Consider the following 22,063-nt stretch of genomic DNA (forward strand, 5'->3'; position numbering starts at 1 on the left):
CGGTGGTTCACCCACCCGTTATCGCCGTCGTCGGTCCAACAGGGTCAGGGAAATCTGATCTTGCCGTCAGCCTTGCCCTCGAGCTGGACGGGGAGGTCATCAATGCCGACGCCATGCAGTTCTACCGCGGTATGGACATCGGGACTGCGAAGATCAGCATGGCGGAGCGCCGGGGCGTACCCCATCACCTCCTGGACACGATGGACGTCACTGAGGAAGCCAGCGTCTCTGACTTTCAGCGGCTCGCCCGGCAGCTCATTGAAAGCATCCATTCCCGCGGTAAACGGGCCATCCTGGCCGGCGGTTCCGGGCTCTACATCCGTGCTGCACTGGACATCCTGGAGTTCCCCGGCACCGATCCGCATATCCGGAAACAGCTGGAAGCCGAGCTCGAAGAGGAAGGCAGCGAGGCCCTTCTGGCACGCCTTCGCGAAGTGGATCCCGTGTCTGCCGCCCGCCTGTCCGACGCCCGCAGGATCGTCAGGGCACTTGAGGTCCACCAACTGACGGGCAGGCCCTTCAGCTCGTTTATGCCCCAGCGCGAGTACTTCCAGCCGGCTGTCCAGATCGGACTGGCTGTGGACAGGGAGGTGCTTCGTGACAGGCTTGCCCGGCGGGTCCACGGAATGGTGGAGGGAGGGCTGCTCGACGAGGTGCGCCGGCTCGATGCGGCTGGCCTGCGCCGCGGAAAGACCGCTCCTCGGGCATTGGGATACTCCCAGTTCCTCAAGGTGCTCGACGACGAAGCCACCGTGGAGGAGGCAACGGAGGAAACCATCGTGGCCACCCGGCAGTTCGCCAGGCGCCAACTCACGTGGTTCCGGGCCGATCCCCGGATCAGCTGGCTGGACTGGCAGGATCCTGAGCTTCTGCCCAAGGCCGTCCACATCGTCAAGACACAACCGGGCACCTGACCCCTGACGTGCTCGGAGTTTTTGTCCATTTACGGCGGGTTGCAGTCGCGCGAAGTCGCCACATCTGGACAAAAACTCAGCGGCGGGGGCTGGATTGTCTGGGGTCCCTCCGTGGCCGGTAACCTTGGACTATGGACGCAACCCTTTCCGAGACCACTCAGCCCGCCCTCAGCTCACTGGGCGGACTGCGGTTCTCCAAGGGCCATGGCACCGGCAACGACTTTGTACTGATCGCCGATCCCGAGGGCGTCCAAGCAATCGATCCGGACCAGGTGGCCACCCTGTGCGACAGGCACCGTGGCATCGGGGGCGACGGACTGATCCGGGCCGTGCCCTCACGGTTCCTCCCCGAAGGCAGGGAACTGCTGGCCCAAGCCCCTGACGCCGAGTGGTTCATGGATTACCGCAACGGCGACGGTTCGCTGTCCGAGATGTGCGGCAACGGGGTCCGTGTCTTTGTGCACTTCCTCCTGGCCGAGGGCCTGGTGGACCTGCCCGAAGGCGGCGCACTGACCATCGGAACACGCGGTGGCGTCAAGACCGTGGTCCGGACGGGAAATGGCTACGCCGTTGACATGGGCCCGTGGGAGTTCATTTTTCCGGGGGATGCCACCGCCAAGGCCATGGATTCCCTGGTCAGCGCCGACGGCCTCGATGTACCCCGGCCTGCCCTCTCAGTCAGCATGGGCAACCCGCATACTGTCGTTGCGCTTGCTGAATTCTCGGAGCTTGAGGCAACCCGGCTTTTCACGCCTCCCCGCGTTGATCCGGTGCCTGCAAACGGGACCAACGTTGAGTTCGTCGTCCCCGCCGAACCCCTGGTTCATAACGGCGTGGGCATGGTGACCATGCGCGTCCACGAACGGGGTGTAGGCGAAACACAATCCTGCGGCACTGGCGCCTGCGCCGCCGCGGTGGCCATCAGGCACTGGGCCGGAGCCGAGGCGCCTGACACCTGGAACGTCAAGGTGCCCGGGGGCGTCGTCGGCGTTAAGTTCTTTATCGGACCGGGCGGGCACGAGCACGTAGAACTCAGCGGACCGGCCGTGATCGTAGCTAGCGGGACGCTTTCCTGACACGCAGGATCCGGAAGGACTTGGACGTGGACTCACGGCTGACCGTGAACGATTCATCAAGCTCTGTGGACAGCCAGCGCTGAAGGGAGTCCGAGCCCAGGTTTTTCTGGACCACCAGCCAGGCCGAGCCGCCTGGCGCCAGCCGCGGGAGCCAGAGCTTCAGCAGCGAATGGAGTTCGTCTTTACCAATGCGGATGGGCGGATTGGACCAGATTGTATCGAAGCGCACATCGGCGTCCACGCCTTCCGGCGTGGTGGCAGTGACATTGTCCAGGCCAAGGATCCGGGCGTTTTCGTTCGTCAGGGTGATGCAGCGTTCATTCACGTCCACTGCATAAACGTGCGCGTGCGGGGCACGGAGAGCCATTGTGAGTGCTATCGGGCCCCATCCGCAGCCGATGTCCAGGAGATTGCCTGTGGGCGAGGGAGCCGGAACTTCGGCGAGCAGCACGGCAGTTCCCTTATCGATACCCTCCGGGCTGAAAATCCCCGCGGAAGTCTGCAGCCTGCGCGTCTCCCCGGCGAGTTCCACAGTAAGCGGTTTGCGGGTGAAAGGCCCGGCGGGCGATGCGCTGAAATAGTGTGCGGACTCCATAACTGGCCAGATTAGTTGGCCGCAGGGGCGTATGGGAAACCGCTGCCGCAAGGTTCTGCTAATCTGGAACGCATGTTCTTGATCTTCGAGTAGCCGGCACGGGTTTCATCCCGTCCCGCAGCCAAGTCCCGCAGCGATGCAGGTGTCAGCCTTCCGCAACTGCGCAACACGCAGGCCTGCCGTGCCTGTTTAAACGCCGGGCATTACTCGAAAGAATCAGCCTTCCTGCTGGTCCAATCCTGTCGTTGCCGGCGTCCTTCCCATAACGCCCACGTTCACGGACGTGGAACCCACGCTGTGCGCGGCCGCTTTGCCAGGCAGCGCAGCAGACCAGGAGGCAAGGATGACTGTATGCCGTCAGCCCAGCGCGAATACTTCACCACTCACCAGTGATCGGCACTATTCTGGAAATGCCGAATCTTCAAAGGAGAACATGACCAGCCAGCCCAACACCGGATCCGATCCAGCAGCCCAGGACATGAGTCCTGAGGAAATACAAGCTGTCATCGACCGGATTCTCTCCAAGGATGTACCGGCCAGGAACGCCGCTCCCGCAGACGGCGACACGAAGGCCGTTTTTGGCAAAGCCCAGGCAATATCGCGTCTGGACGAAGAGCACACCAGCTACGACGGCGACCAGCAGGACCTCGAGGAACGCCGGGCGCTCCGGCGTGTGGCGGGCCTGTCGACAGAACTCGAAGACGTCACCGAGGTCGAGTACCGGCAGCTCCGGCTGGAGCGGGTGGTACTGGCCGGGCTCTGGACGGAAGGGACCCTGGCTGATGCCGAGAATTCCCTCCGTGAACTTGCCGCGTTGGCTGAAACCGCCGGCTCGGAGGTCTTGGATGGCCTGGTGCAGCGCCGTGCCAAACCAGATCCAGGGACTTTCCTGGGCTCCGGAAAGGCGCTTGAGCTCAAGGACGTCGTGATGGCCACCGGCGCGGACACTGTGGTGGTGGACGCCGAGCTGGCCCCGTCACAGCGCCGTGGCCTGGAAGACATCGTCAAGGTTAAGGTCATTGACCGTACGGCGCTGATCCTGGACATCTTCGCCCAACATGCGAAGAGCCGCGAGGGCAAAGCCCAGGTGGAACTCGCCCAGCTCGAATACCTCCTGCCGCGCCTGCGTGGCTGGGGCGAATCGATGTCCCGCCAGGCCGGTGGCCAGGTGGGTGGGGCCGGTGCCGGCATGGGCTCGCGCGGTCCCGGCGAGACGAAGATCGAACTGGACCGCCGCCGAATCAGGACCCGCATGGCCAAACTGCGGCGTGAGATCAGCGCCATGAAGCCTGCGCGGGAAACCAAACGGGCCAACCGGCGTCGGAATTCTGTCCCGTCCGTTGCTATCGCCGGGTACACCAATGCCGGAAAGTCATCCCTGCTGAACAGGCTGACCGATGCCGGCGTCCTCGTGGAAAATGCTCTCTTCGCCACGCTGGATCCCACGGTGCGCAAGGCCGAAACCGCAGACGGGCTGGGCTACACCCTGGCCGATACTGTCGGCTTCGTCCGCTCGCTTCCGACTCAGCTGGTGGAGGCGTTCCGTTCCACGCTGGAGGAGGTGGCGGACGCAGACCTGATCCTGCACGTTGTGGACGTCTCGCACCCGGATCCGGAAGGCCAGATCGCGGCGGTCCGGAAGGTCTTCAGCGAGGTGGATGCCCGCAAGGTACCTGAAATCATCGTGCTCAATAAGGCCGACGCCGCCGATCCCTTTGTGGTGGAGCGCCTTAAACAGCGTGAACCCCGCCATGTGGTTGTCTCTGCGCGGACCGGCGAGGGGATCGCTGAGCTGCTCAAAGCCATCAGTGACGCCATTCCGCGCCCCAGCGTCAAGCTGGAGCTCCTCATCCCGTACAACCGGGGTGACCTGATCAGCAAACTGCACGAGACCGACGCCGAGATCCTGAGCCTGGATCACGGTGAGGACGGCACCCGTGCTGTGGTGATGGTCCGTGAAGGCCTCGCGGCTGAACTGGAATCATTCACCAGCAATGACTGAGCTGGTGGCGGGGGATATTTCGGAAACGGCCGGCGAGGAGTTCGTGATAGAACTCCTCGACCGCGCCGTTGCCGGCATGGGAGGGCAAAGCCGGACAGGCCAGCATGAGATGGCCCGTCAGGTGGCACGGGCCATCGAAACCGGCGACCATCTCCTGGTCCAGGCCGGAACCGGCACCGGGAAGTCGCTGGCGTACCTCATCCCGCTCATCGCGCATTCCCTGGTGAGTAGCAAGCCCACCCTGGTCTCCACCGCAACCCTGGCACTGCAGACCCAGATCGTGGGCCGTGACCTGCCCCGCCTGCTCAAGACCATCACGCCCGCCCTGGACCGCCCGGTCAAGGTGGCGTTGGTCAAGGGACGTTCCAACTACGTGTGCCGGCACAAGCTCGAAGGTGGGTTCCCTTCGGAAGAGCCCGCCGAAGGCCAGCTCTTCTCCCTCGGCGAGGACACCAGTGTGCCGCACTTCGCCGCAGCCCTGGGCGGTCCGGCATCCCAGCTGGGCAAGGAAGTGGTGCGCCTGCGTGAGTGGGCGGAAAAGACTGCCACGGGTGACCGTGACGAGCTGCTTCCCGGCGTCACCGATCGCGCCTGGCGTCAGGTGTCCGTCACCTCGATGGAGTGCCTGGGGGCGCAGAAATGCCCCCTGGCAGCGGAGTGCTTCAGCGAACTGGCGCGCCAGGACGCTGCCGAGGCCGACGTCGTGGTGACGAATCACGCCATGTTGGCAGTCAGTGCTTTCGAAGGACTGGCCGTCCTGCCCGAATACGACGTGGTGGTGGTGGATGAGGCCCACGAACTCCAGGACCGCGTTACCGGCGCAGTATCGGGGCAGCTTTCCGTTGCCATGGTTCACGCTGCCGCAGCCGGTGCCCGTAAGCACACTGCCATCACTGTCGATGCCCTGAATGCGGCGGCCGCCAATCTTGAAGTTGCCCTGGCCGGCGTCCCCAACGGGCTGCTCCCGAACGGCCTGAACGATGAACAGCTGGACTGCGTTGACCAGCTCCGTGAGGCTTGCCGGGCAGCCCTGTCGGATTCAAAAGGGGACAGCAGTACAACGGCCGACGGCGGGCGGCAGCTTGCCCGGTCCCGGCTCCTGCTGATTCTTGAACTTTGCGAACGGCTCATTGCGGCGAAGGACAACCGTGAAGTGGTGTGGTTTTCGCGCGCCAGCTCGTTTGATCCCCAGCAGGGCTATTCACAGCCTGATGAAAGTGCACCGGTTTTGGTCAACATCGCCCCGCTCAGTGTTGCCGGCAAGCTGCGCGAAGGACTCTTTGCCGGCCATACCGTTGTGCTCACGTCAGCCACGCTCGCCATCGGGTCCGCCTTCGAGCCGACGGCCGGGGGACTGGGGCTGATAGGGGAGGGTGCTCCCAGCTGGACAGGAGTGGACGTAGGGTCCCCCTTTGACTATCCAAAACAGGGGATCCTCTACGTTGCCGGGCACCTGCCCAAACCGGGCCGGGGTGCCGCGCCGGAGGCGCTGGATGAACTCGAAGCGCTGATCCGCGCTTCCGGAGGCGGCGCCCTCTGCCTCTTCTCATCACGCCGCGCGGCCGAAGAGGCCGCAGAAGCGTTGAGGCCACGGCTCGGCCTCAGCATCCTCTGCCAGGGTGATTCCACCATGACAGCCCTGGTTAAGCAGTTCGCCGACGAGCCCGATACCTGCCTCTTCGGAACGATGTCCCTGTGGCAGGGAGTTGATGTCCCGGGCGGATCCTGCCGGCTCGTGGTTATTGACCGGATACCGTTCCCGCGGCCGGACGATCCGCTGATGACGGCACGTTCACGTGCCGTAGCCCAGGCGGGCGGAAACGGATTTATGGCTGTCTCCGCGACACACGCCGCCATCCGCCTGGCCCAGGGGGCCGGCAGGTTGATCCGATCCACGGGAGACAAGGGTGTGGTGGCGGTGCTCGATTCCCGGCTGGCAACCGAGCGTTATGCCGGTTTCCTTCGGGCTGCGCTGCCCCCCTTCTGGCCGACGACAGACCGCAAGATAGCTTTCGCCGCCCTTGAAAGACTGGCCAAGGAAAGCCCACGGACCTGACCGAAGCCCGGGATGGTATCTGGCGCGTTTGGAGGCCGGCCCAGATGACGGGCGAGCCGCTGGGGCCGGCCGGTTGCCCGCCCTGCCAGGCGGGCGCAAGGACTAGCGGGGTCTCCTCCAAGCGGCCCGCCCCGACCAGGACGGGCGGCTGCTCAGGGATGCGCTGCTACAGAGAGCGCAAAACTGAGACGACCTTGCCCATGATGGTGGCGTGGTCTCCGAGAATGGGCTCGTACTGGGTGTTCTGTGGGAGAAGCCACGTGTGGCCGTCCCGCTGGCGGAAAGTCTTCACCGTGGCTTCGTCGTCCAGCAGGGCTGCGACAATATCGCCGTTGGCGGCGTCCGCCTGGCGCCGGACAACTACCCAATCGCCGTCGCAGATCGCAGCGTCAACCATTGAGTCCCCGGCAACCCGCAGCATGAACAGTTCGCCCTGGCCCACCAGCTGACGCGGCAGCGGCATGACGTCCTCAACCAGCTGGTCGGCAAGAATCGGGCCACCGGCTGCGATCCGGCCTACAAGGGGCACCATGGCGGTGTCCATGGCAGTGGGCAGATCCATAACCGTCCCGCCATCAACGCTGCGCAAAACCGGAGGCTTGGCCGATGCTGATCCCGCCGGTTTGGCCGTGCCGCCGTCCAGGGTGAGCGGCATCAGGACCTCCATGGCCCGTGGCCGCTTGGGATCGCGCCGCAGGTAGCCCAGTTTCTCGAGCTGCGACAACTGGTGCGTGACGCTGGACAGGCTTGCCAGGCCCACGGTGTCGCCGATCTCGCGCATGGATGGCGGATACCCGTTGTCATTGACCGAGCGCTGAATTGTTTCCAGGATCTTTTTCTGGCGTGCTGTAAGCCCCTTCGGGACCCTCTGGGGCTGCCGACCCCTCTGGGTCGCCCTGCCGTCGGCGGCTGGTGCTGCCATATTCGCCAATGCCTTTCCGTTGCCCCGGGTGTCCGGCCGCGGGTGCCGGAACCTCCGGCCTGGATTGTCAGACCCTGCTGATCAACTACAGGAGTGGTTGTTCTTTGATCCAAACGTAGGGCAGCCGCAACGCTTTTTCAAACATTTGTTCTAGCGAGTCTCGACAATGTTCGTTGATAAGTGCTAAAACTGAGAAGGCAAAGTTCGAACATGTGTTCTATTCGTTGCCTGCGGTATTCGAATACTCGGATCGGCAGATGACGGCCCACCCGGGCCGCAGGAACGAATAGAACACTCCGGGCAGCACAGTATGGTCCAGGAGGGCTCATTTCATGTCAGCTATATCCGCTTCACAGGCTCGCCATCCGCAGCTCGTCTCCGTCCAGCAGCTCACGTCCCTGCTGGATGCGGAATCGCAGCCCCGTAAGGAACCCCTGCCGCCGCTCCGGCTCACGCGCCGGGGGCGGATCGTGCTCATTGGTATTCCCCTCATCCTCCTGGCTGCGCTGCTGCTGTCCCTGGTGGGCTTTCTTAACGCCCCGGCGAAGGCGGCAGACTCCACCGCCGGCCTGGCCCTGACGCCCACGGTGTCAGTTACCGTTCAGGGCGGGGAGTCGTTGTGGGGTATCGCCGCCACAGTTGCGCCGGATCGTGATCCCCGGGATGTCATCGCGGATATCGTTCAACTCAACAACCTCAGCGCGGGGACCGTTGTGCCGGGGCAGCAGCTGTTCGTCCCTACCAAATAGCAGGATCCACAGCTCATGACGTCCCTCGGCAGCCAGTGCCTTCCCCTGAATTGCGGACAGCCGGCAGGCTGTCACATTTTCCGGGCACCAGCATGGGCACTAAACTGTTCAGGTGAATGACCAGCTAGAGCGTCTGAACCGTCTTCCCCTCCGGAGCAACCTCCGCGGGCTGACCCCTTACGGTGCCCCGCAACTGGATGTGCCCATCCTGCTGAACGTGAACGAAAACACCCATGGTGTTCCCGCGGACGTGCGCGCCGCCATCACTGAAGCCGTGACGGAAGCCGCTGCCGGTTTGAACCGCTACCCGGACCGCGAATTCAGCGAACTCCGGGAGGCCCTGGCTGAATACCTGGGCCACGGCCTGAACTCCACCAACATCTGGGCGGCGAACGGCTCGAATGAAGTGCTCCAGCAGGTCCTTCAGGCCTTCGGTGGCCCGGGACGCAAGGCCCTCGGGTTCCCGCCCACGTATTCCATGTACCCGCTGCTGGCCAGCGGTACTGACACTGAGTACATTGTGGGCCAGCGCGCTGAAGGCTATGGGCTGAGCGCGGAATCGGCCGCCCTGCAGGTCAAGGAACTCCAGCCAAACATTGTTTTCCTCTGCTCACCCAACAACCCCACCGGCACCGGCCTTGGCCTGGATGTGGTGGAGGCGGTGTACTCCGCGGGTGAGGCCAGCCAGACCATAGTTATCGTTGACGAGGCCTACCACGAGTTTGCCCATGACGGTACTCCCAGTGCCCTGACGCTGCTGCCCGGCCGGGAACGCCTTATTGTCACCAGGACCATGAGCAAGGCCTTTGCACTGGCAGGCGCTCGCCTGGGCTACATGGCCGCGGCGCCCGAAGTGACAGATGCCCTCCGGCTGGTGCGGTTGCCGTACCACCTGTCGGCCGTCACCCAGGCCACCGCCCTCGCAGCCCTCCGCCACCGCGAGGCACTTATGGCAGACGTTGAGGACATCAAGAAACAGCGGGACCGGATCGTCGCCGAGCTGACCAGGATGGGCCTGACGCCGGCCGCCTCTGATTCCAACTACGTCTTTTTCGGGGGACTGGAACGGCCCCATGCTGTCTGGCAGGAACTGCTGGACGCCGGCGTGCTGATCAGGGACGTCGGCATCCCCGGCCATCTGCGTGTCACCGCAGGCACTGAGAGCGAGACCACAGCGTTCCTGACCTCCCTGGAAAGCATCCTGGCCAGCCAGGCCAAACTCCCCGCCTAAACTTGATATAGAGGCGCTTTAGTCGCCTGCAAGAATTCCCGTACTCCTTCCGAAAAGGACATATGACCATGAGTTCCACCGGATCGAACGCTGCCCAGGGCCGGACCGCCAGCATGGAGCGCGCCACCAGTGAATCGTCAGTGCTCGTGGAGATCAACCTTGACGGAACCGGCGTTTCGGACATCGACACATCGGTCCCGTTCTATGACCACATGCTGACGGCGCTGTGCAAGCACTCCCTCATCGACATGACAGTCAAGGCAACCGGTGACATCCACATCGACGTGCACCACACGGTAGAGGACGTGGCCATCACTTTCGGCGAGGTCCTTCGCACGGCACTGGGCAACAAGGCCGGGATCCGCCGCTTTGGTGAAGCCACGGTGCCGCTGGATGAGGCGCTGGCGCACGCGGTGGTGGACGTTTCCGGACGTCCGTACCTGGTGCACGGCGGTGAGCCGGCGGGACAGGAATATCACCTGATCGGCGGCCACTTCACCGGCTCGCTCACACGCCACGTGTTTGAGGCGATCACGCTTCACGCCGGCATTTGCCTCCACATGAACGTCATTGCCGGCCGGGACCCGCACCACATCGTGGAAGCGCAGTTCAAGGCATTCGCCCGGGCGCTGCGCGCAGCTGTCGAGCCTGATCCGCGCGTGGAGGGAATTCCTTCCACCAAGGGTGCGCTGTGAGCGGGCAGATTCTTCGTGACGGTGCCGTGATCGATCCGGAGTTGTTGATCAAGCCCGCGTCGCCCGAAGGCAAGCCCACCGTTACGGTGCTGGACTACGGCTCCGGGAACATCCGCTCTGCGGTGCGCGCGCTCGAACGCGCAGGAGCAGAGGTCATCCTCAGCGCCAAACCGCAGGACGTGCTCAATGCCGACGGCCTGGTGGTGCCCGGCGTCGGCGCCTTTGAGACCGTCATGCGGGAATTGAAGGCCGTTGATGGCATCCGCCTGATTGGCAGGCGTGTCGCCGGTGGCCGGCCCGTCCTGGGCATTTGCGTGGGCCTGCAGGTCCTGTTCGAAGCCGGCGTTGAGCATGGAACTGAAGCTGAAGGCATGGGGGAGTGGCCGGGGAAAGTGGAGCTCCTCCCCGCCGACGTGGTGCCGCACATGGGCTGGAATACCGTGAAGGTTCCGGAAGGATCGAGGCTCTTCGCCGGTGTGGAGGAGGAGCGCTTCTACTTTGTCCACTCGTACGGCGTCCAGGAATGGAACTTCGACGTGGTGCAGCCGCGGATGGCGGCGCCGCTGGTGACGTGGTCCGAGCACGGTGCCCCCTTCATCGCCGCGGTGGAGAACGGGCCGCTCTGTGCCACCCAGTTCCACCCGGAAAAGTCCGGCGACGCCGGGGCACGTCTCCTGCGCAACTGGGTGGACGGACTCCGCAAGCCTGCGCGGCAAGACGGACCAGCACAACAAGACGGATCAGCCTAAATGTGGTCCATCCTCCTGATGGGCCTCGCGGGGCTCCTCGTGGGCGGAGCCCTGTCCTTCAGGCAGCAGCACAAACCCCTCTGGACCCAGATCTGCTTCTACATCCTTGCGGGCATGTCACTTCTGACCGCCTACCTCCTTTCCCTGCCCGCCACCTAGCACCACTGCCAAACCCCTTTCCTGCCCCCCACACTGAGGACTTGAGATGACCACCGCACATGATCTGCCGGTTCTTGAACTGCTGCCAGCCGTCGACGTCGTAAACGGCCAGGCCGTCCGGTTGGTGCAAGGCGAGGCAGGCAGCGAAACCAGTTACGGCACACCGCTGGAGGCGGCCCTGAACTGGCAGGAGCAAGGCGCCGAATGGGTGCACCTCGTGGACCTCGACGCGGCGTTCGGCCGTGGTTCGAATGCAGAACTGCTCCGCGAGGTGGTGGGCCGGCTGGACATCCATGTGGAGCTCTCAGGCGGACTTCGGGACGACGAGTCACTGGAGGCGGCCCTGGACCTGGGTGTGGCACGGGTGAACCTTGGTACTGCGGCGTTGGAAAACCCTGACTGGACCCGCCGGGCCATTGACCGCTTCGGCGACCGGATCGCCGTCGGCCTTGATGTCCGCGGGACCACCCTGGCAGGCAGGGGCTGGACAAAGGAAGGCGGGGACCTTTGGGAGGTCCTGGGCAGGCTTGAAGAGGCTGGGTGCTCACGCTACGTCGTGACGGATGTTACGAAGGATGGCACGCTGCAGGGGCCCAATGTTGAGCTGTTGCGCCAGATGGTGGAAAAGACGGGTAAGCCTGTGGTGGCATCCGGCGGCATCTCCAGCCTGGACGACCTGAAGGTCCTTCGCTCGCTGGTTCCGCTGGGCGTGGAAGGGGCCATCGTTGGCAAGGCCCTGTACGCGGGGGCCTTCACCCTGCCCGAGGCACTCGACGTCGCCGGCCGCCGCTAGGCAAACCCCGTGGACTCCAGCAGCAACGGTCAGACCGCTGGCAGCAGTCCGGCACAGCGCCACCTCCCCGGGCACATAGCCGCAGCCCTTGCCGGCGCGGGCGGATCCACCGATTCCGCCGGCCAGCCCTGGGAGGGCCGGAGCCTGGCTGGGGACGATGCCAAGATCCACAGCTTCGAGGACGACGACGGAGCTCCCGACGCCGGCTACGTCGCCGCGGTCCGGGGACTCCTGGACGGCAGCGGCGATGAAGCGTCAGTGGTGGCTTCCCTTGCCACCGCCAGGGTCTTTATCCCCATCATTGCCCAGCTCGCTGAAGAAGCGCAGGCAGTGGATGGTTTGTCGGCAGACAAGCAGGCCGACATGGCGCTGGTAACTCTCAGGGCTGCCGACGGCAGGACGGCCCTGCCGGCTTTTACGTCGGCGCAAGCACTGGCCGCCTGGCACCCGGAGGCGCGGCCCGTGGCCGTATATGCGGCCCGTGCTGCCCTGTCCGCAGTGGCGGAAGGTGCCGAACTCCTGGTCCTTGACCCGGGCTCGGACGTCACCTTTGTGGTGCGCCGGCCGGCGGTGTGGGCACTGGCGCAGCAGCGTGACTGGGTTCCTTCCTACGCTGACGAAGCCCTCGCCGCGGAACTTTCCGAGGCCGCGGCCGCCTTTCCTGCTGTGCGCCGTGTGGGGCTCCTGCCAGGGGCAGGCATCGCCACAACCACACGCGCGGGAGCCGAACTGTCCGGCGGAGGGTCCGGGCCAGAGCTGCAGGTGGTGCTGTACCTCGAGGATGGCCTTGACGCTGCGGCCGTGCGGGAGCTGGTGGCGGACCTCCAGGCGGCGTGGTCCCGGAATGTATTGTTTGGTGAGCGGGTTGACTCCATCGAAATCAAGTTAAGGCGCGCAGCACACTAGCTGACGGTCAGCGGGGAGATCCCCTGGCTGCCGTCGGCAGACCAAAAGGATTTTTTCGTGAATTTCGCTCTGTACCGGGATCTGTTGGCGGTGCGGCCCATCAGGCGGCTGCTGCTGGTCGGCATGATTGCCCGTATACCCCATTCAGCCGCAGGCGTGCTGCTGACCCTGCACATTGTCCTCACCCTGGATAAAGGCTATGCCGCGGCCGGAGCTGCGGCGGCGGTGATGACCATCGGCATCGCCGTGGGAGCCCCGTGGCGCGGCCGCCGCGTTGACATCGTGGGCCTGCGTAAAGCCCTCATCCCTTCCGTGGTGTCTGAAACTGTGATCTGGTCAGTTGTTCCCCATGTTTCCTATGAGTGGTTGCTGCCGCTGGTTTTCGTCGGAGGACTGCTCACCCTTCCGATCTTCAGTGTGGTGCGTCAGTCACTCGGAATCCTGGCCGACGGCGACCAGCGCCGCACAGCCTTTGCCCTGGATGCGATCACCACTGAAATGGTGTTTATGATCGGCCCGGCCGCCGGAGCCGTGGTGGCAACCAGCGGCTTCACTGTACTGGGGCTCACCGTCGTGGGCATATCAACATCCTTGGCCGGGTTGTTCCTGATGTGGTTCAACCCACCCACGCGAACCCCCGTCGGCACCCGGGAGGCCGATCAGCACCGTGCAGCTGATCAGCAACGCGCGGCCGATCAGCAACGCGCGGCCGAAGCTGCAGTGGTGGCAGCAGCCCCTGCCCACCTTCAGAAAGCAGCTCCAGATCTGGCACCGGCCGAACGGGCCGGAGTCAGTGGCGGATCCAAGGGAACGGCCGGAAAGCAGCCGGCGGCCGGGGGGCAGTCAGGGCTCCGGCACAAGGTGGCGCACAACTTCACCTGGTTTACGGCCACGGTAGCCTCGCTCTTCGCCGTGGCTGCCGGCGCCGGCATGGTCCTGAGCGGCACTGACGTTGGGATCGTGGCAGCCCTTGAAATCGGCGGCCACCAGGCGGAGATCGGGATCGTTTTCCTGTTCTGGTGCGCGGCCTCGGTGGTGGGCGGGGTGATCTATGGTGCCATGCACCGCCCTGTCTCTCCCATCGTGCTGTTGCTTGGGATGGCTGCCCTGACCATTCCGCTGGGATTCGCCCATGACACCTGGACCCTGGCCCTCCTGTCCATCCTGCCGGGCCTCCTCTGCGCCCCGGTCCTGTCCGCGGCCTCCGAAAAGGTGGCAGAGCTGGTGGACGAGCGGCGCCGGGGCGAGGCGATGGGCTGGTACGGCTCCGCCCTGACCGCAGGCGTTGCGCTGGGCGCGCCCCTTGCAGGGGTCTTTATCGACGGCGTGGGTTCATCAGGAGGGTTTGTATCAGTCGGCGTGGCCGGAGTGGCGCTGTGCCTCATCGGAATGCTCCTGCAGGCACGCAGGCGGCGCCGGGTGGCTTCCGCCTGACCCAGGGACCGCACCGGAGCCGCACTGGAGGAACATACAGCGTTGCCAGCATCCGATCTTCAGCGCTGCACTCAGTTGTTTACTTAACGACGACGGCGGGTGGACCGTCATGGTCCGCCCGCCGCCGCCGTCGTGATTGGCTATTGAATTGGAACCGTTTAGTTGACGGCGCCGGTGTATTTCTCGCCCGGGCCTTTGCCCGGGGCGTCCGGGATGATGGATTCCTCGCGGAACGCGAGCTGCAGGGACCGGAGGCCGTCGCGCAAGGGACCGGCATGCTGGGAGCCGATCTCGGGTGCTGCCGCCGTCACCAGTCCAGCGAGAGCCGTGATGAGCTTCCGGGCCTCGTCCAGGTCCTTGAGTTCCTCGGCGTTGTCCTCCGCAGCCAGCCCCAGCTTCACGGCAGCAGCACTCATGAGGTGAACTGCGGCTGTGGTGATGACCTCGATGGCGGGCACTTCGGAGATGTCCCGGATTTGCTGGCTCACGTCGTCGGCGGCGTCGGCGGGGGCGAAAACGTATGAATTACTGTCTGGGGTGCTCATACTGGTAAGCTTGTCACAGACCGACTGAATGTCGTTATTTTGCTATGTAAGGTCCCACCGGCGCCAAGATGCGTTGGTCGGGATTTTTTCTGTAGAATGGCATGCAGTTTGCAAGCGGAGTTCTCTCCCACCCGCGCCAGCCGATTTCCCGTCAAGCAGTTTCTGGGAAGCAAGGTTGCCGGGTACTTGGTCGGGCATCAACCCAGGCATACGCCCGGGGACATGCGTGCAGTCTCAGGAGAGGCTGTCACATCCGATCTTCGAGGCCTTCGATTGCTCCGGCAGTTGGGGGCCTTCTCTATTTGCCGGTGGAATACCACAACAATCACAGGAGCTTTAACATTAGCGAGCCAAGAATCAATGAGCGTATCCGCGTCCCCGAGGTGCGGCTGGTCGGCCCTGCAGGTGAACAGGTAGGAATCGTCCGTATTGATGATGCCCTGCGTTTGGCTGCCGAGTCCGATCTTGATCTCGTTGAAGTAGCACCTCAGGCAAAGCCTCCGGTGTGCAAGCTGATGGACTTCGGCAAGTACAAGTACGAGGCCGCCGTCAAGGCACGTGAAGCCCGGAAGAACCAGACCAACACGGTTCTGAAGGAAATCCGCTTCCGCCTGAAGATCGACACCCATGACTACGAGACCAAGCGCGGGCATGCACTGCGCTTCCTCGGCGCCGGTGACAAGGTCAAGGCCATGATCCAGTTCCGCGGCCGTGAGCAGCAGCGTCCGGAGATGGGCATCCGCCTGCTCCAGCGCTTTGCGGATGACGTCGCCGAGGTTGGCGTTGTTGAATCCAGCCCGCGCATCGATGGCCGCAACATGGTGATGGTTGTGGGGCCGCTCAAGAACAAGGCCGAAGCCAAGGCAGAGGCACGCCGGGCAACCCAGCGTGCCGAAGCGAAGGCGCAGAACGAAGTCAGGGCATCGGGCGGACGAATCGACGTTTCCGGCGACGACCAGGCACCCCTGACGCAGTCGCTGGCAGATCTTCTGCCGGAAGGTTTCGCCATCACGACGGAACCGGAAACCGAAGCGCCGGAGACCGAGGCTGCAGCCGCCGCTGAGGCCGCCCCCGCTGAGGCCCCTGTTGCGGAGGTTCCCGTCAAGGAAGCCGCCACGCAGGACGCGCCCCGGCAGGAAACGTCACGGCAGGAAGCGCCCCAGCAGGCGGCTCCCAAGGCCGCCGCTCCCAGGCGCGAGGCTCCCAAGGCTGCGCCGGCCGCCGCCAAGGCACCGGCCCCTGCGGCCAAGCCTGCGGAAGCAGCAAAGCCCGCTGCGGCCGCTGAGACGCCCGCGTCGGCAGCTCCGGCCCCCGCTGCACCGAAGCCAGCCGCAGTTCCCTCGCCGCCGAAGCCGGTTGCCAGGCCTGCAGCCCCGAAGCCTGCAGCCAGGCCCGCCCCTAAAGCGGGTCCGAAGCCGGCCGGCAAGAAGACCACCTAGTTCAAAGCTGCAGGAGGTTTGTCCTCCCGCAGTAAGCAACCAGCATGCCGCCCGCAGGGGCGGCTGCACGAAAGAGCTGCAGACAATGTCTGTGGATACGTAAGGAGATCGGTTCCCATGCCGAAGATGAAGACCCACAGTGGTGCTAAGAAGCGCTTCAAGCTGACAGGCAGCGGCAAGCTGCGCCGTCAGCAGGCCAACCGCCGCCACTACCTCGAGCACAAGTCCTCCAGGCTGACCCGTCGCCTTGCCGGCGACAAGATCGTCTTCAAGGGCGACGCCAAGGTCATCCGGAAGATGCTCGGCATCTAATTTCCAAGTTTTCTGACTGCTTGCCACCTGGCGGCAGTCAACTACCAAAAAGGCTTCTCAGGCCGGCCGGGTTACCGGCAGTAGACGCTTGGGATCAGAATTCTGAAGGAGTACGCACGTGGCACGTGTGAAGAGGGCGGTCAACGCCCACAAGAAGCGCAGGGTTATCCTCGAACGCGCAAAGGGCTACCGTGGACAGCGTTCACGCCTGTACCGCAAGGCCAAAGAGCAGCTGCTGCACTCGTTTGTGTACAGCTACGGTGACCGCAAGAAGAAGAAGGGCGACTTCCGCCGCCTGTGGATCCAGCGCATCAACGCTGCATCCCGCGCCAACGGCCTCACCTACAACCGACTGATCCAGGGCCTGAAGGCCGCTGAGGTTGAGGTTGACCGCCGTATGCTCGCCGAGCTGGCCGTTTCCGACGCCAACGCCTTCGCCGCGCTGGTGAAGATCGCCAAGGATTCCCTGCCTGCCGACACGTCCGCTCCGGCTGTCCAGGCTGAAGCCCCCAAGGCCAAGGCTCCCAAGGCAAAGGCCGCAAAGAAGCCTGCTGCTGACGAGGCCACTGTCTAGCAGCACCCGTTCTGGGTAGTTCGAGAACCTGGTTGAACAGCAACTAAGGTTCTTATATGAACGAAACCGGGCGCCCGCAAGATTTTCCACTCTCCAATCCCCGAGCCGATCGGGTCAGGGAAGTGGCAAAACTTGCAGGGCGCCCGGCCCGTTTAAAGCGGGAACAGTTCCTCGTCGAGGGGCCACAGGCGGTACGCGAGGCCCTCAAGCTGCACCAGCAGAGGCTGGCAGCCGGGGCTCCTGGGGTTGTGCACGAGGTGTTCGCAAGCGAAGCATGCCTGGACCGCTACCCGGAATTTGATGATCTGGCTGCGGGGACCAACGCCCGGCTTGCCACCGAGGACGTGTTGGCAGCAATGGCCGATACCGTCAATCCCCAGGGCATCATCGCCGTGTGCGGCTTTGTGGACATCAGCCTGGAGGAAGTGCTCGACGCCGGTCCACGGCTGATCGCGGTCCTCTGCCAGGTCAGGGACCCAGGAAACGCAGGGACGGTACTGCGTGCCGCAGACGCCGCCGGTGCTGACGCCGTTGTTCTAACCGGCTCCAGCGTTGACATCTATAACCCCAAGGCAGTCCGTTCCACCGCCGGATCCCTGTTCCACCTTCCCGTGGTCCTGGGGGCGGACATCGAGGAACTGGCAGCCTCCTGCCGGGCCCGGGGGATCGGCGTCCTGGCAGCGGACGGCTATGGGGACCTCAACCTCGACACTTTGCAGGATGAAAACGCCGCCCGGCGAATGTCCGGGTCCAGCACGGCGTCCGCCTATCAGCTGGAGGGCCCAACTGCCTGGCTCTTCGGAAACGAAGCCCAGGGGCTCTCGGAAGCTGAACTCGCCCTGGCTGACCATCGGGTGGCAGTTCCCGTTTACGGCGCGGCGGAAAGCCTCAACCTTGGTACCGCAGCCACAGTGTGCCTATATGCCAGCGCCCGGTCCCAGCAGGGGAGCTCTCCGGCTTCCGTATAAATGGCGGCAGTGGCTTGAATGGGCAGGACGGCTTAAATGGGCAGGACCCCGGATACATGTCCGGGGTCCTTATTATATGAAATTCAGTAATGAATCAGGAATCAGGGCGCACGTGTGGTTTTGCTGCGTCCCGTAATGGCGCCGTAGATGCCAGCCACCAGCAGGCCGCCGATGATCGCCAGGATCCACGTTCCCAGATCGAAGAAAGCAAGCTCGCCTCTGGCGAAGAGAAGGCTTCCGATCCAGCCGCCTACGATTGCACCAACCACTCCGAGAACCAGGCTGGTGACCCAGCCGCCGCCTACTCTGCCGGGCATGACGGCCTTAACAATTGCCCCTACGATGAGGCCCAGAATAATCCAAGCAAGAAAACCCATGTCTCCTCCTTCATATTCGTCGGGATATTCGTCCCGATTGAGTTCAAGCTAACACACAGCCCCCCTATTGTCAGCAGGCTTACTGCCTGTCAGAAGTGCATGGCGGGCCCCGCGGCGAGTACCGTATTCATGGGCGGATCCGCGGCCGGCTCCGCATTTTCTTGCTGCTTATCGGCAACGCTGGTGTCCAGTAATCCTGGCGTGGTGAAGCCCACGCGGCTGCAATGGCGGCGTCAACGGGCACTGCTACACTCTGCTCATGATCGGGCTTCCCTTCGCGGGAGACGGGCCGGTGCACGCCGGCCTGTTAGGGCTGGGAATCCTCGCAGCCTTACTGTTCTACGCGTATGAGAAGCGCCGGCGTGGCCTGTCCGATCCACGGTTGTGGCCCATTGCCGGTTTCGCTGTCGCCTTCGGGGCCATCGGCTCAAGAGTGCTCACCTGGGATTTTTCCAGGCAGGTCTCCTTGGCGGACTGGTGGAGCGAAGGCGACCGCAGTATCCTCGCCGGCCTTGTGGGAGCGTGGCTGGGCGTCCACTTGGGTAAACGGCTGACAGGTTACCGCGAATCCACCGGCGATCTGCTTGCCCCCGCTGTGGCCCTGGCGCTGGTGATCGGGCGGGTGGGCTGTCTCCTCACGGAACTGCCCGGAACTCCCACCGGGGGAGCATGGGGGATATCGCTCACGCCCGGCGAGGCTGCGTTGTTGGGCGGACCGTCCGGGGTAGGGCTCCATCCGTCCTTCGCCTATGAAATTGTGTTCCATGCCGCCGCACTCGCGCTCTTGTGTCGCTACCGGGACCGACTGCCCCGTCCTGGCGACCTCTTCATCTGCTACGTGACTTCCTACGCCTTGTTCAGGTTCGGCGTCGAATTCGTCCGCGGCAACGAGGTGCTCTGGTTGGGTATGAGCCGTCCCCAATGGTTCCTCCTGATGATTCTCCCCCTGCTGTTCTGGCGGATGCTGCGGGTCTTCGGGAAACCACTCCGCCCGAAGGTGGAAGGAATAGTGGCATGAGCGAGGACAACCCACCGCCCCAAGAAGAAGAGGAGGAGCCGCCTGAACCAGCGCTTGGCCGCATGGGGGTCGGAATCCTGGTAGGGGCGAGTGCCCTCTACGCCCTCTATCTCTTGGGACCCAGTGCTTTCGGTCGTCTGCAGGCCGAGGCTGATCCAGGACCCACTTCCATGAGTTTCCTGACCGGGCCGTCCGCGTTCATTCCAATCGCCGTCTATCTGGCGATAGCCGTTCTGCTGGCGGTCCGGCCAAGCACATCGCGATGGGGTGCCGGGTTGCTGATTGGCCTGGGAATCTTCACCCTGCTCGGCGGCGGGCTCTGCGTCGGATACCTCGCGCAGGTGAGGGCCTGAAATGAATCCGTCACGGGTCGCTTCGCGGCAGGCGCTGGCCGGTCCCGGCCAGCCGCTGCGCGGGGACCGCATTCCGCTTCGGCATCGAATTCGTCCGGGGCAAGGATGTGCTCTGGCTGGGGATGAGCCGTCCCCAGTGGTTCCCCATAATGATTCTCCCCCTGCTGTCCTGGCGGATGCTGCGGGTCTTCGGGAAACCACTCCGCCCGAGGTTGGAAGGAAGAGTGGCATGAGCAAGGACAACCCACCGCCCCAAAAAGAAGGGGAGAACCCTGAACCAGGGCTCCGCCCCATGGGGTTCGGAATCCTGTTGGGAACGGCTGCCCTTTACGCCCTCTATATCTTGGGACCGGGTGCTTTCGGTCTTCTGCAAACACGGGCTGATCCAGGACCCTCTTCCATACGTTTCCTGACCGGGCCGGTTGCCTTCGTTCCAATCGCCGGATATCTAGCGATAGCTATTCTGCTGGCGGTCTGGCCACCCACATCCCGGTGGGGTGCGGGGCTGCTGATTGGCCTGGGGATCTTCACCCTGCTCGGCGGCGGGGTCTGCGTCGGAGCCCTCGCGCAGATGGGAGGTTGAGATGAATCCGTCACCGTTCTCTTCACGGCAGGTGCTGCCCGGTCCCGGCCAGCCGCTGCGCGGGGACCGCATCCACCGCTACGTCACAGCTTTCTGTCCCCATTGCCACGAGACCAACCCACCGCTCGCGCAGGTGCGGCGCCTCTCCGGCGTGCTGCTAATCCGCGATGACCAGGTCTGGCTCGAACGCGGCTGCCCGGATCACGGACTCGTCAGCACCTTGTACGACCAATCTCCGGAAATCCTGCGCTACCTGGAGAAGTGGCAGGCGCCCACCAAGCAACACATCCCGGACCAGGCCGGCAATTACCGCCAGGTACCGGAGGCTTACGCCTACGGATTGCCCGCCATGCAGACGCAGCACACGTGCATCCTCCTGCAGGACATCATCGAGCACTGCAACCTGCGCTGCCCCACCTGCTTTACTGCCTCCGGCCCCCAGTTGCAGGGCGTGGCGCCGCTGAGCGAGGTGCTCGCGAATATCGACACCAGACTTGCCCGGGAGAACGGGCGGCTGGACGTGCTGATGCTCTCCGGCGGCGAACCGACGCTATATCCGTACCTGGCCGAACTTCTGGATGAGCTCGTCGCCCGGCCCATCGTCCGGATCATGGTGAACAGCAACGGCATGCTCATAGCCTCCGACGACGAACTCCTCGGGCTGCTGGCCCGGCACCGGGACCGGGTGGAGGTGTACCTCCAATACGATGGCCCGTCCAAAGAAGCGTCCATCCACCACCGGGGCGGTGACCTGACCCGCTACAAAGACCTGGCCATCTCGCGCCTGTCTGAGGCAGGTGTTTTCACCACCCTGACCATGACAGCGACACTCGGCGTCAACGACGGTGAGGTGGGCGCCGTCGTCATGAGGGCTTTGGAAACCCCGTTTGTGGGTGGGGTTGCGCTTCAGCCGGTGTTCGGTTCAGGGCGCGGCCACGCATAGACCCCACGGACAGGCTCACCCACACAGGCGTGCTGGAACGGCTCGCGGAGCAAACCGGAGGGGTGGTCTCATGGCACGACCTGACAGCACTGCCGTGTTCACATCCGCATTGCGCGTCAGTGGGTTACATGCTGAAGGACGACTCAGGGATTTGGCGTTCGCTGACAGCCCTCATCGGGCACGATCAGCTGCTCGCCTGGCTGGAACTCAATCCTGACAGCATCGCCAACCGCATCGCCGACAGCGCGATCCCGCTCGAGCTGCGCAACCTGATGAAGTCCTCGCTGCTGGACCTGCTGAGCGAGCAGTCCTCGCTGTCCCACCCCCGCACAATGGATCTTTGGAAGAACATCTGCACCCAATGCGACCTCGGCATCGGCACACTCACCACATTGGCAGCCGGCAAGCTTCCGGGGCAGCAACAGCGGCTGCGCAGGCTCCTCGGCGAACGGATCACCCGCATCATGGTCAAACCCTTTATGGACATCTCCACCATGATCGAGGAACGGCTCACGCAATGCTGCGTCCACGTGGGCACAAAGAGCGACGCCGGTGATCACCAGTGTGCCCCGTTCTGCGCTGTGCAGGCGTGGCCGGCCCTGGCCAGGCAACGAATGAGCACAGCTACGGGCACACGGCTACTCCCAGTCCGCCAGGTCTGAGTCAGGGA

Annotated in this window: 25 protein-coding genes; 21 read left to right on the plus strand and 4 right to left on the minus strand. The window is 64.1% G+C overall.

From position 1 onward, the window contains the following. Nucleotides 1-2 precede the first annotated feature (2 nt). Entirely contained in the window at nt 3-914 is a 912-nt protein-coding gene (miaA, locus tag M1E17_RS07950) for a tRNA (adenosine(37)-N6)-dimethylallyltransferase MiaA (protein ID WP_457966638.1), read from the plus strand. A 131-nt stretch (nt 915-1,045) separates the two neighbouring features. Further along, nucleotides 1,046-1,990 carry a diaminopimelate epimerase gene (gene dapF, locus M1E17_RS07955; protein WP_457966639.1) on the plus strand — a complete coding sequence of 315 codons (945 nt, stop codon included), beginning with the start codon at nt 1,046-1,048 and terminating at the stop codon, nt 1,988-1,990. Here the strand turns inward: dapF and M1E17_RS07960 are convergent. Beyond that, nucleotides 1,971-2,585: a class I SAM-dependent methyltransferase gene (locus M1E17_RS07960; RefSeq protein ID WP_457966640.1), complete on the minus strand. Its 615-nt coding sequence runs from the start codon at nt 2,583-2,585 to the stop codon at nt 1,971-1,973. The genes dapF and M1E17_RS07960 overlap by 20 nt on opposite strands. 433 nt (nt 2,586-3,018) lie before the next feature. Here M1E17_RS07960 and hflX point away from each other — a divergent pair, with 433 nt between their 5' ends. After that, nucleotides 3,019-4,587 (plus strand): GTPase HflX, encoded by a 1,569-nt coding sequence (hflX, locus tag M1E17_RS07965; RefSeq protein WP_457966641.1) that lies wholly within the window; start codon nt 3,019-3,021, stop codon nt 4,585-4,587. Next, nucleotides 4,580-6,643: an ATP-dependent DNA helicase gene (locus M1E17_RS07970; RefSeq protein ID WP_457966642.1), complete on the plus strand. Its 2,064-nt coding sequence runs from the start codon at nt 4,580-4,582 to the stop codon at nt 6,641-6,643. The genes hflX and M1E17_RS07970 overlap by 8 nt, the downstream gene beginning before the upstream one ends. Before the next feature lie 166 nt (nt 6,644-6,809). Here M1E17_RS07970 and lexA read toward each other — a convergent pair whose 3' ends face one another. Next, a complete protein-coding gene (lexA, locus tag M1E17_RS07975; protein ID WP_457966643.1) occupies nt 6,810-7,565 on the minus strand; it encodes a transcriptional repressor LexA in 756 nt (251 codons plus the stop codon). 332 nt (nt 7,566-7,897) lie between these two features. Here lexA and M1E17_RS07980 point away from each other — a divergent pair, with 332 nt between their 5' ends. The 8 genes from M1E17_RS07980 to M1E17_RS08015 all read left to right on the plus strand — a co-directional run bounded on the left by M1E17_RS07980 (nt 7,898) and on the right by M1E17_RS08015 (nt 14,281). After that, complete coding sequence (locus tag M1E17_RS07980; RefSeq protein WP_457966644.1) at nt 7,898-8,314, plus strand: LysM peptidoglycan-binding domain-containing protein; 417 nt, start codon at nt 7,898-7,900, stop codon at nt 8,312-8,314. Nucleotides 8,315-8,426: 112 nt separating this feature from the next. After that, complete coding sequence (locus M1E17_RS07985) at nt 8,427-9,545, plus strand: histidinol-phosphate transaminase (RefSeq protein ID WP_457966645.1); 1,119 nt, start codon at nt 8,427-8,429, stop codon at nt 9,543-9,545. Between the two features lie 68 nt (nt 9,546-9,613). After that, nucleotides 9,614-10,240 (plus strand): imidazoleglycerol-phosphate dehydratase HisB, encoded by a 627-nt coding sequence (gene hisB, locus M1E17_RS07990; RefSeq protein WP_457966646.1) that lies wholly within the window; start codon nt 9,614-9,616, stop codon nt 10,238-10,240. Further along, nucleotides 10,237-10,989, plus strand: coding sequence for an imidazole glycerol phosphate synthase subunit HisH (gene hisH, locus M1E17_RS07995; RefSeq protein WP_457966647.1), 753 nt, complete (start codon nt 10,237-10,239; stop codon nt 10,987-10,989). Before hisB ends, hisH begins: the two co-directional genes overlap by 4 nt. Next, nucleotides 10,990-11,148: a hypothetical protein gene (locus M1E17_RS08000; protein WP_457966648.1), complete on the plus strand. Its 159-nt coding sequence runs from the start codon at nt 10,990-10,992 to the stop codon at nt 11,146-11,148. It begins immediately after the preceding gene. Nucleotides 11,149-11,194: 46 nt separating this feature from the next. After that, nucleotides 11,195-11,941, plus strand: a complete 747-nt coding sequence (gene priA, locus M1E17_RS08005; protein WP_267278491.1) for a bifunctional 1-(5-phosphoribosyl)-5-((5-phosphoribosylamino)methylideneamino)imidazole-4-carboxamide isomerase/phosphoribosylanthranilate isomerase PriA — start codon at nt 11,195-11,197, stop codon at nt 11,939-11,941. Nucleotides 11,942-11,950: 9 nt separating this feature from the next. Next, a complete protein-coding gene (locus tag M1E17_RS08010) occupies nt 11,951-12,847 on the plus strand; it encodes an SseB family protein (RefSeq protein ID WP_457966649.1) in 897 nt (298 codons plus the stop codon). Between the two features lie 57 nt (nt 12,848-12,904). Further along, nucleotides 12,905-14,281: an MFS transporter gene (locus tag M1E17_RS08015; protein ID WP_457966650.1), complete on the plus strand. Its 1,377-nt coding sequence runs from the start codon at nt 12,905-12,907 to the stop codon at nt 14,279-14,281. 158 nt (nt 14,282-14,439) lie between these two features. Here the strand turns inward: M1E17_RS08015 and M1E17_RS08020 are convergent, their stop codons facing one another. Beyond that, entirely contained in the window at nt 14,440-14,826 is a 387-nt protein-coding gene (locus tag M1E17_RS08020) for a DUF1844 domain-containing protein (RefSeq protein WP_267278494.1), read from the minus strand. Between the two features lie 383 nt (nt 14,827-15,209). Here M1E17_RS08020 and infC point away from each other — a divergent pair, with 383 nt between their 5' ends. From infC to M1E17_RS08040, 4 genes are all read left to right on the plus strand, one after another. Next, complete coding sequence (gene infC / locus M1E17_RS08025; RefSeq protein ID WP_457966651.1) at nt 15,210-16,265, plus strand: translation initiation factor IF-3; 1,056 nt, start codon at nt 15,210-15,212, stop codon at nt 16,263-16,265. A gap of 117 nt (nt 16,266-16,382) precedes the next feature. Next, nucleotides 16,383-16,577, plus strand: coding sequence for a 50S ribosomal protein L35 (gene rpmI / locus M1E17_RS08030; protein ID WP_009358635.1), 195 nt, complete (start codon nt 16,383-16,385; stop codon nt 16,575-16,577). A gap of 118 nt (nt 16,578-16,695) precedes the next feature. Then, a complete protein-coding gene (rplT, locus tag M1E17_RS08035) occupies nt 16,696-17,151 on the plus strand; it encodes a 50S ribosomal protein L20 (protein ID WP_267278496.1) in 456 nt (151 codons plus the stop codon). 56 nt (nt 17,152-17,207) lie between these two features. Then, entirely contained in the window at nt 17,208-18,119 is a 912-nt protein-coding gene (locus M1E17_RS08040) for a TrmH family RNA methyltransferase (protein ID WP_457966652.1), read from the plus strand. Nucleotides 18,120-18,220: 101 nt separating this feature from the next. Here M1E17_RS08040 and M1E17_RS08045 read toward each other — a convergent pair whose 3' ends face one another. Then, nucleotides 18,221-18,496: a GlsB/YeaQ/YmgE family stress response membrane protein gene (locus M1E17_RS08045; RefSeq protein ID WP_457966653.1), complete on the minus strand. Its 276-nt coding sequence runs from the start codon at nt 18,494-18,496 to the stop codon at nt 18,221-18,223. Between the two features lie 259 nt (nt 18,497-18,755). Here M1E17_RS08045 and M1E17_RS08050 point away from each other — a divergent pair, with 259 nt between their 5' ends. From M1E17_RS08050 to M1E17_RS08070, 5 genes are all read left to right on the plus strand, one after another. Beyond that, complete coding sequence (locus M1E17_RS08050) at nt 18,756-19,514, plus strand: prolipoprotein diacylglyceryl transferase (protein ID WP_457966654.1); 759 nt, start codon at nt 18,756-18,758, stop codon at nt 19,512-19,514. Continuing rightward, nucleotides 19,511-19,867: a hypothetical protein gene (locus M1E17_RS08055; RefSeq protein ID WP_457966655.1), complete on the plus strand. Its 357-nt coding sequence runs from the start codon at nt 19,511-19,513 to the stop codon at nt 19,865-19,867. The genes M1E17_RS08050 and M1E17_RS08055 overlap by 4 nt, the downstream gene beginning before the upstream one ends. A 229-nt stretch (nt 19,868-20,096) precedes the next feature. Beyond that, nucleotides 20,097-20,450 carry a hypothetical protein gene (locus tag M1E17_RS08060; protein WP_457966656.1) on the plus strand — a complete coding sequence of 118 codons (354 nt, stop codon included), beginning with the start codon at nt 20,097-20,099 and terminating at the stop codon, nt 20,448-20,450. A gap of 1 nt (nt 20,451) precedes the next feature. Next, nucleotides 20,452-21,393, plus strand: a complete 942-nt coding sequence (locus tag M1E17_RS08065) for a radical SAM protein (RefSeq protein WP_457966657.1) — start codon at nt 20,452-20,454, stop codon at nt 21,391-21,393. Between the two features lie 128 nt (nt 21,394-21,521). Then, nucleotides 21,522-22,055, plus strand: coding sequence for a hypothetical protein (locus M1E17_RS08070; RefSeq protein ID WP_457966658.1), 534 nt, complete (start codon nt 21,522-21,524; stop codon nt 22,053-22,055). Nucleotides 22,056-22,063: the final 8 nt, after the last annotated feature.

The sequence above is a fragment of the Arthrobacter sp. D1-29 genome, assembly GCF_054130585.1.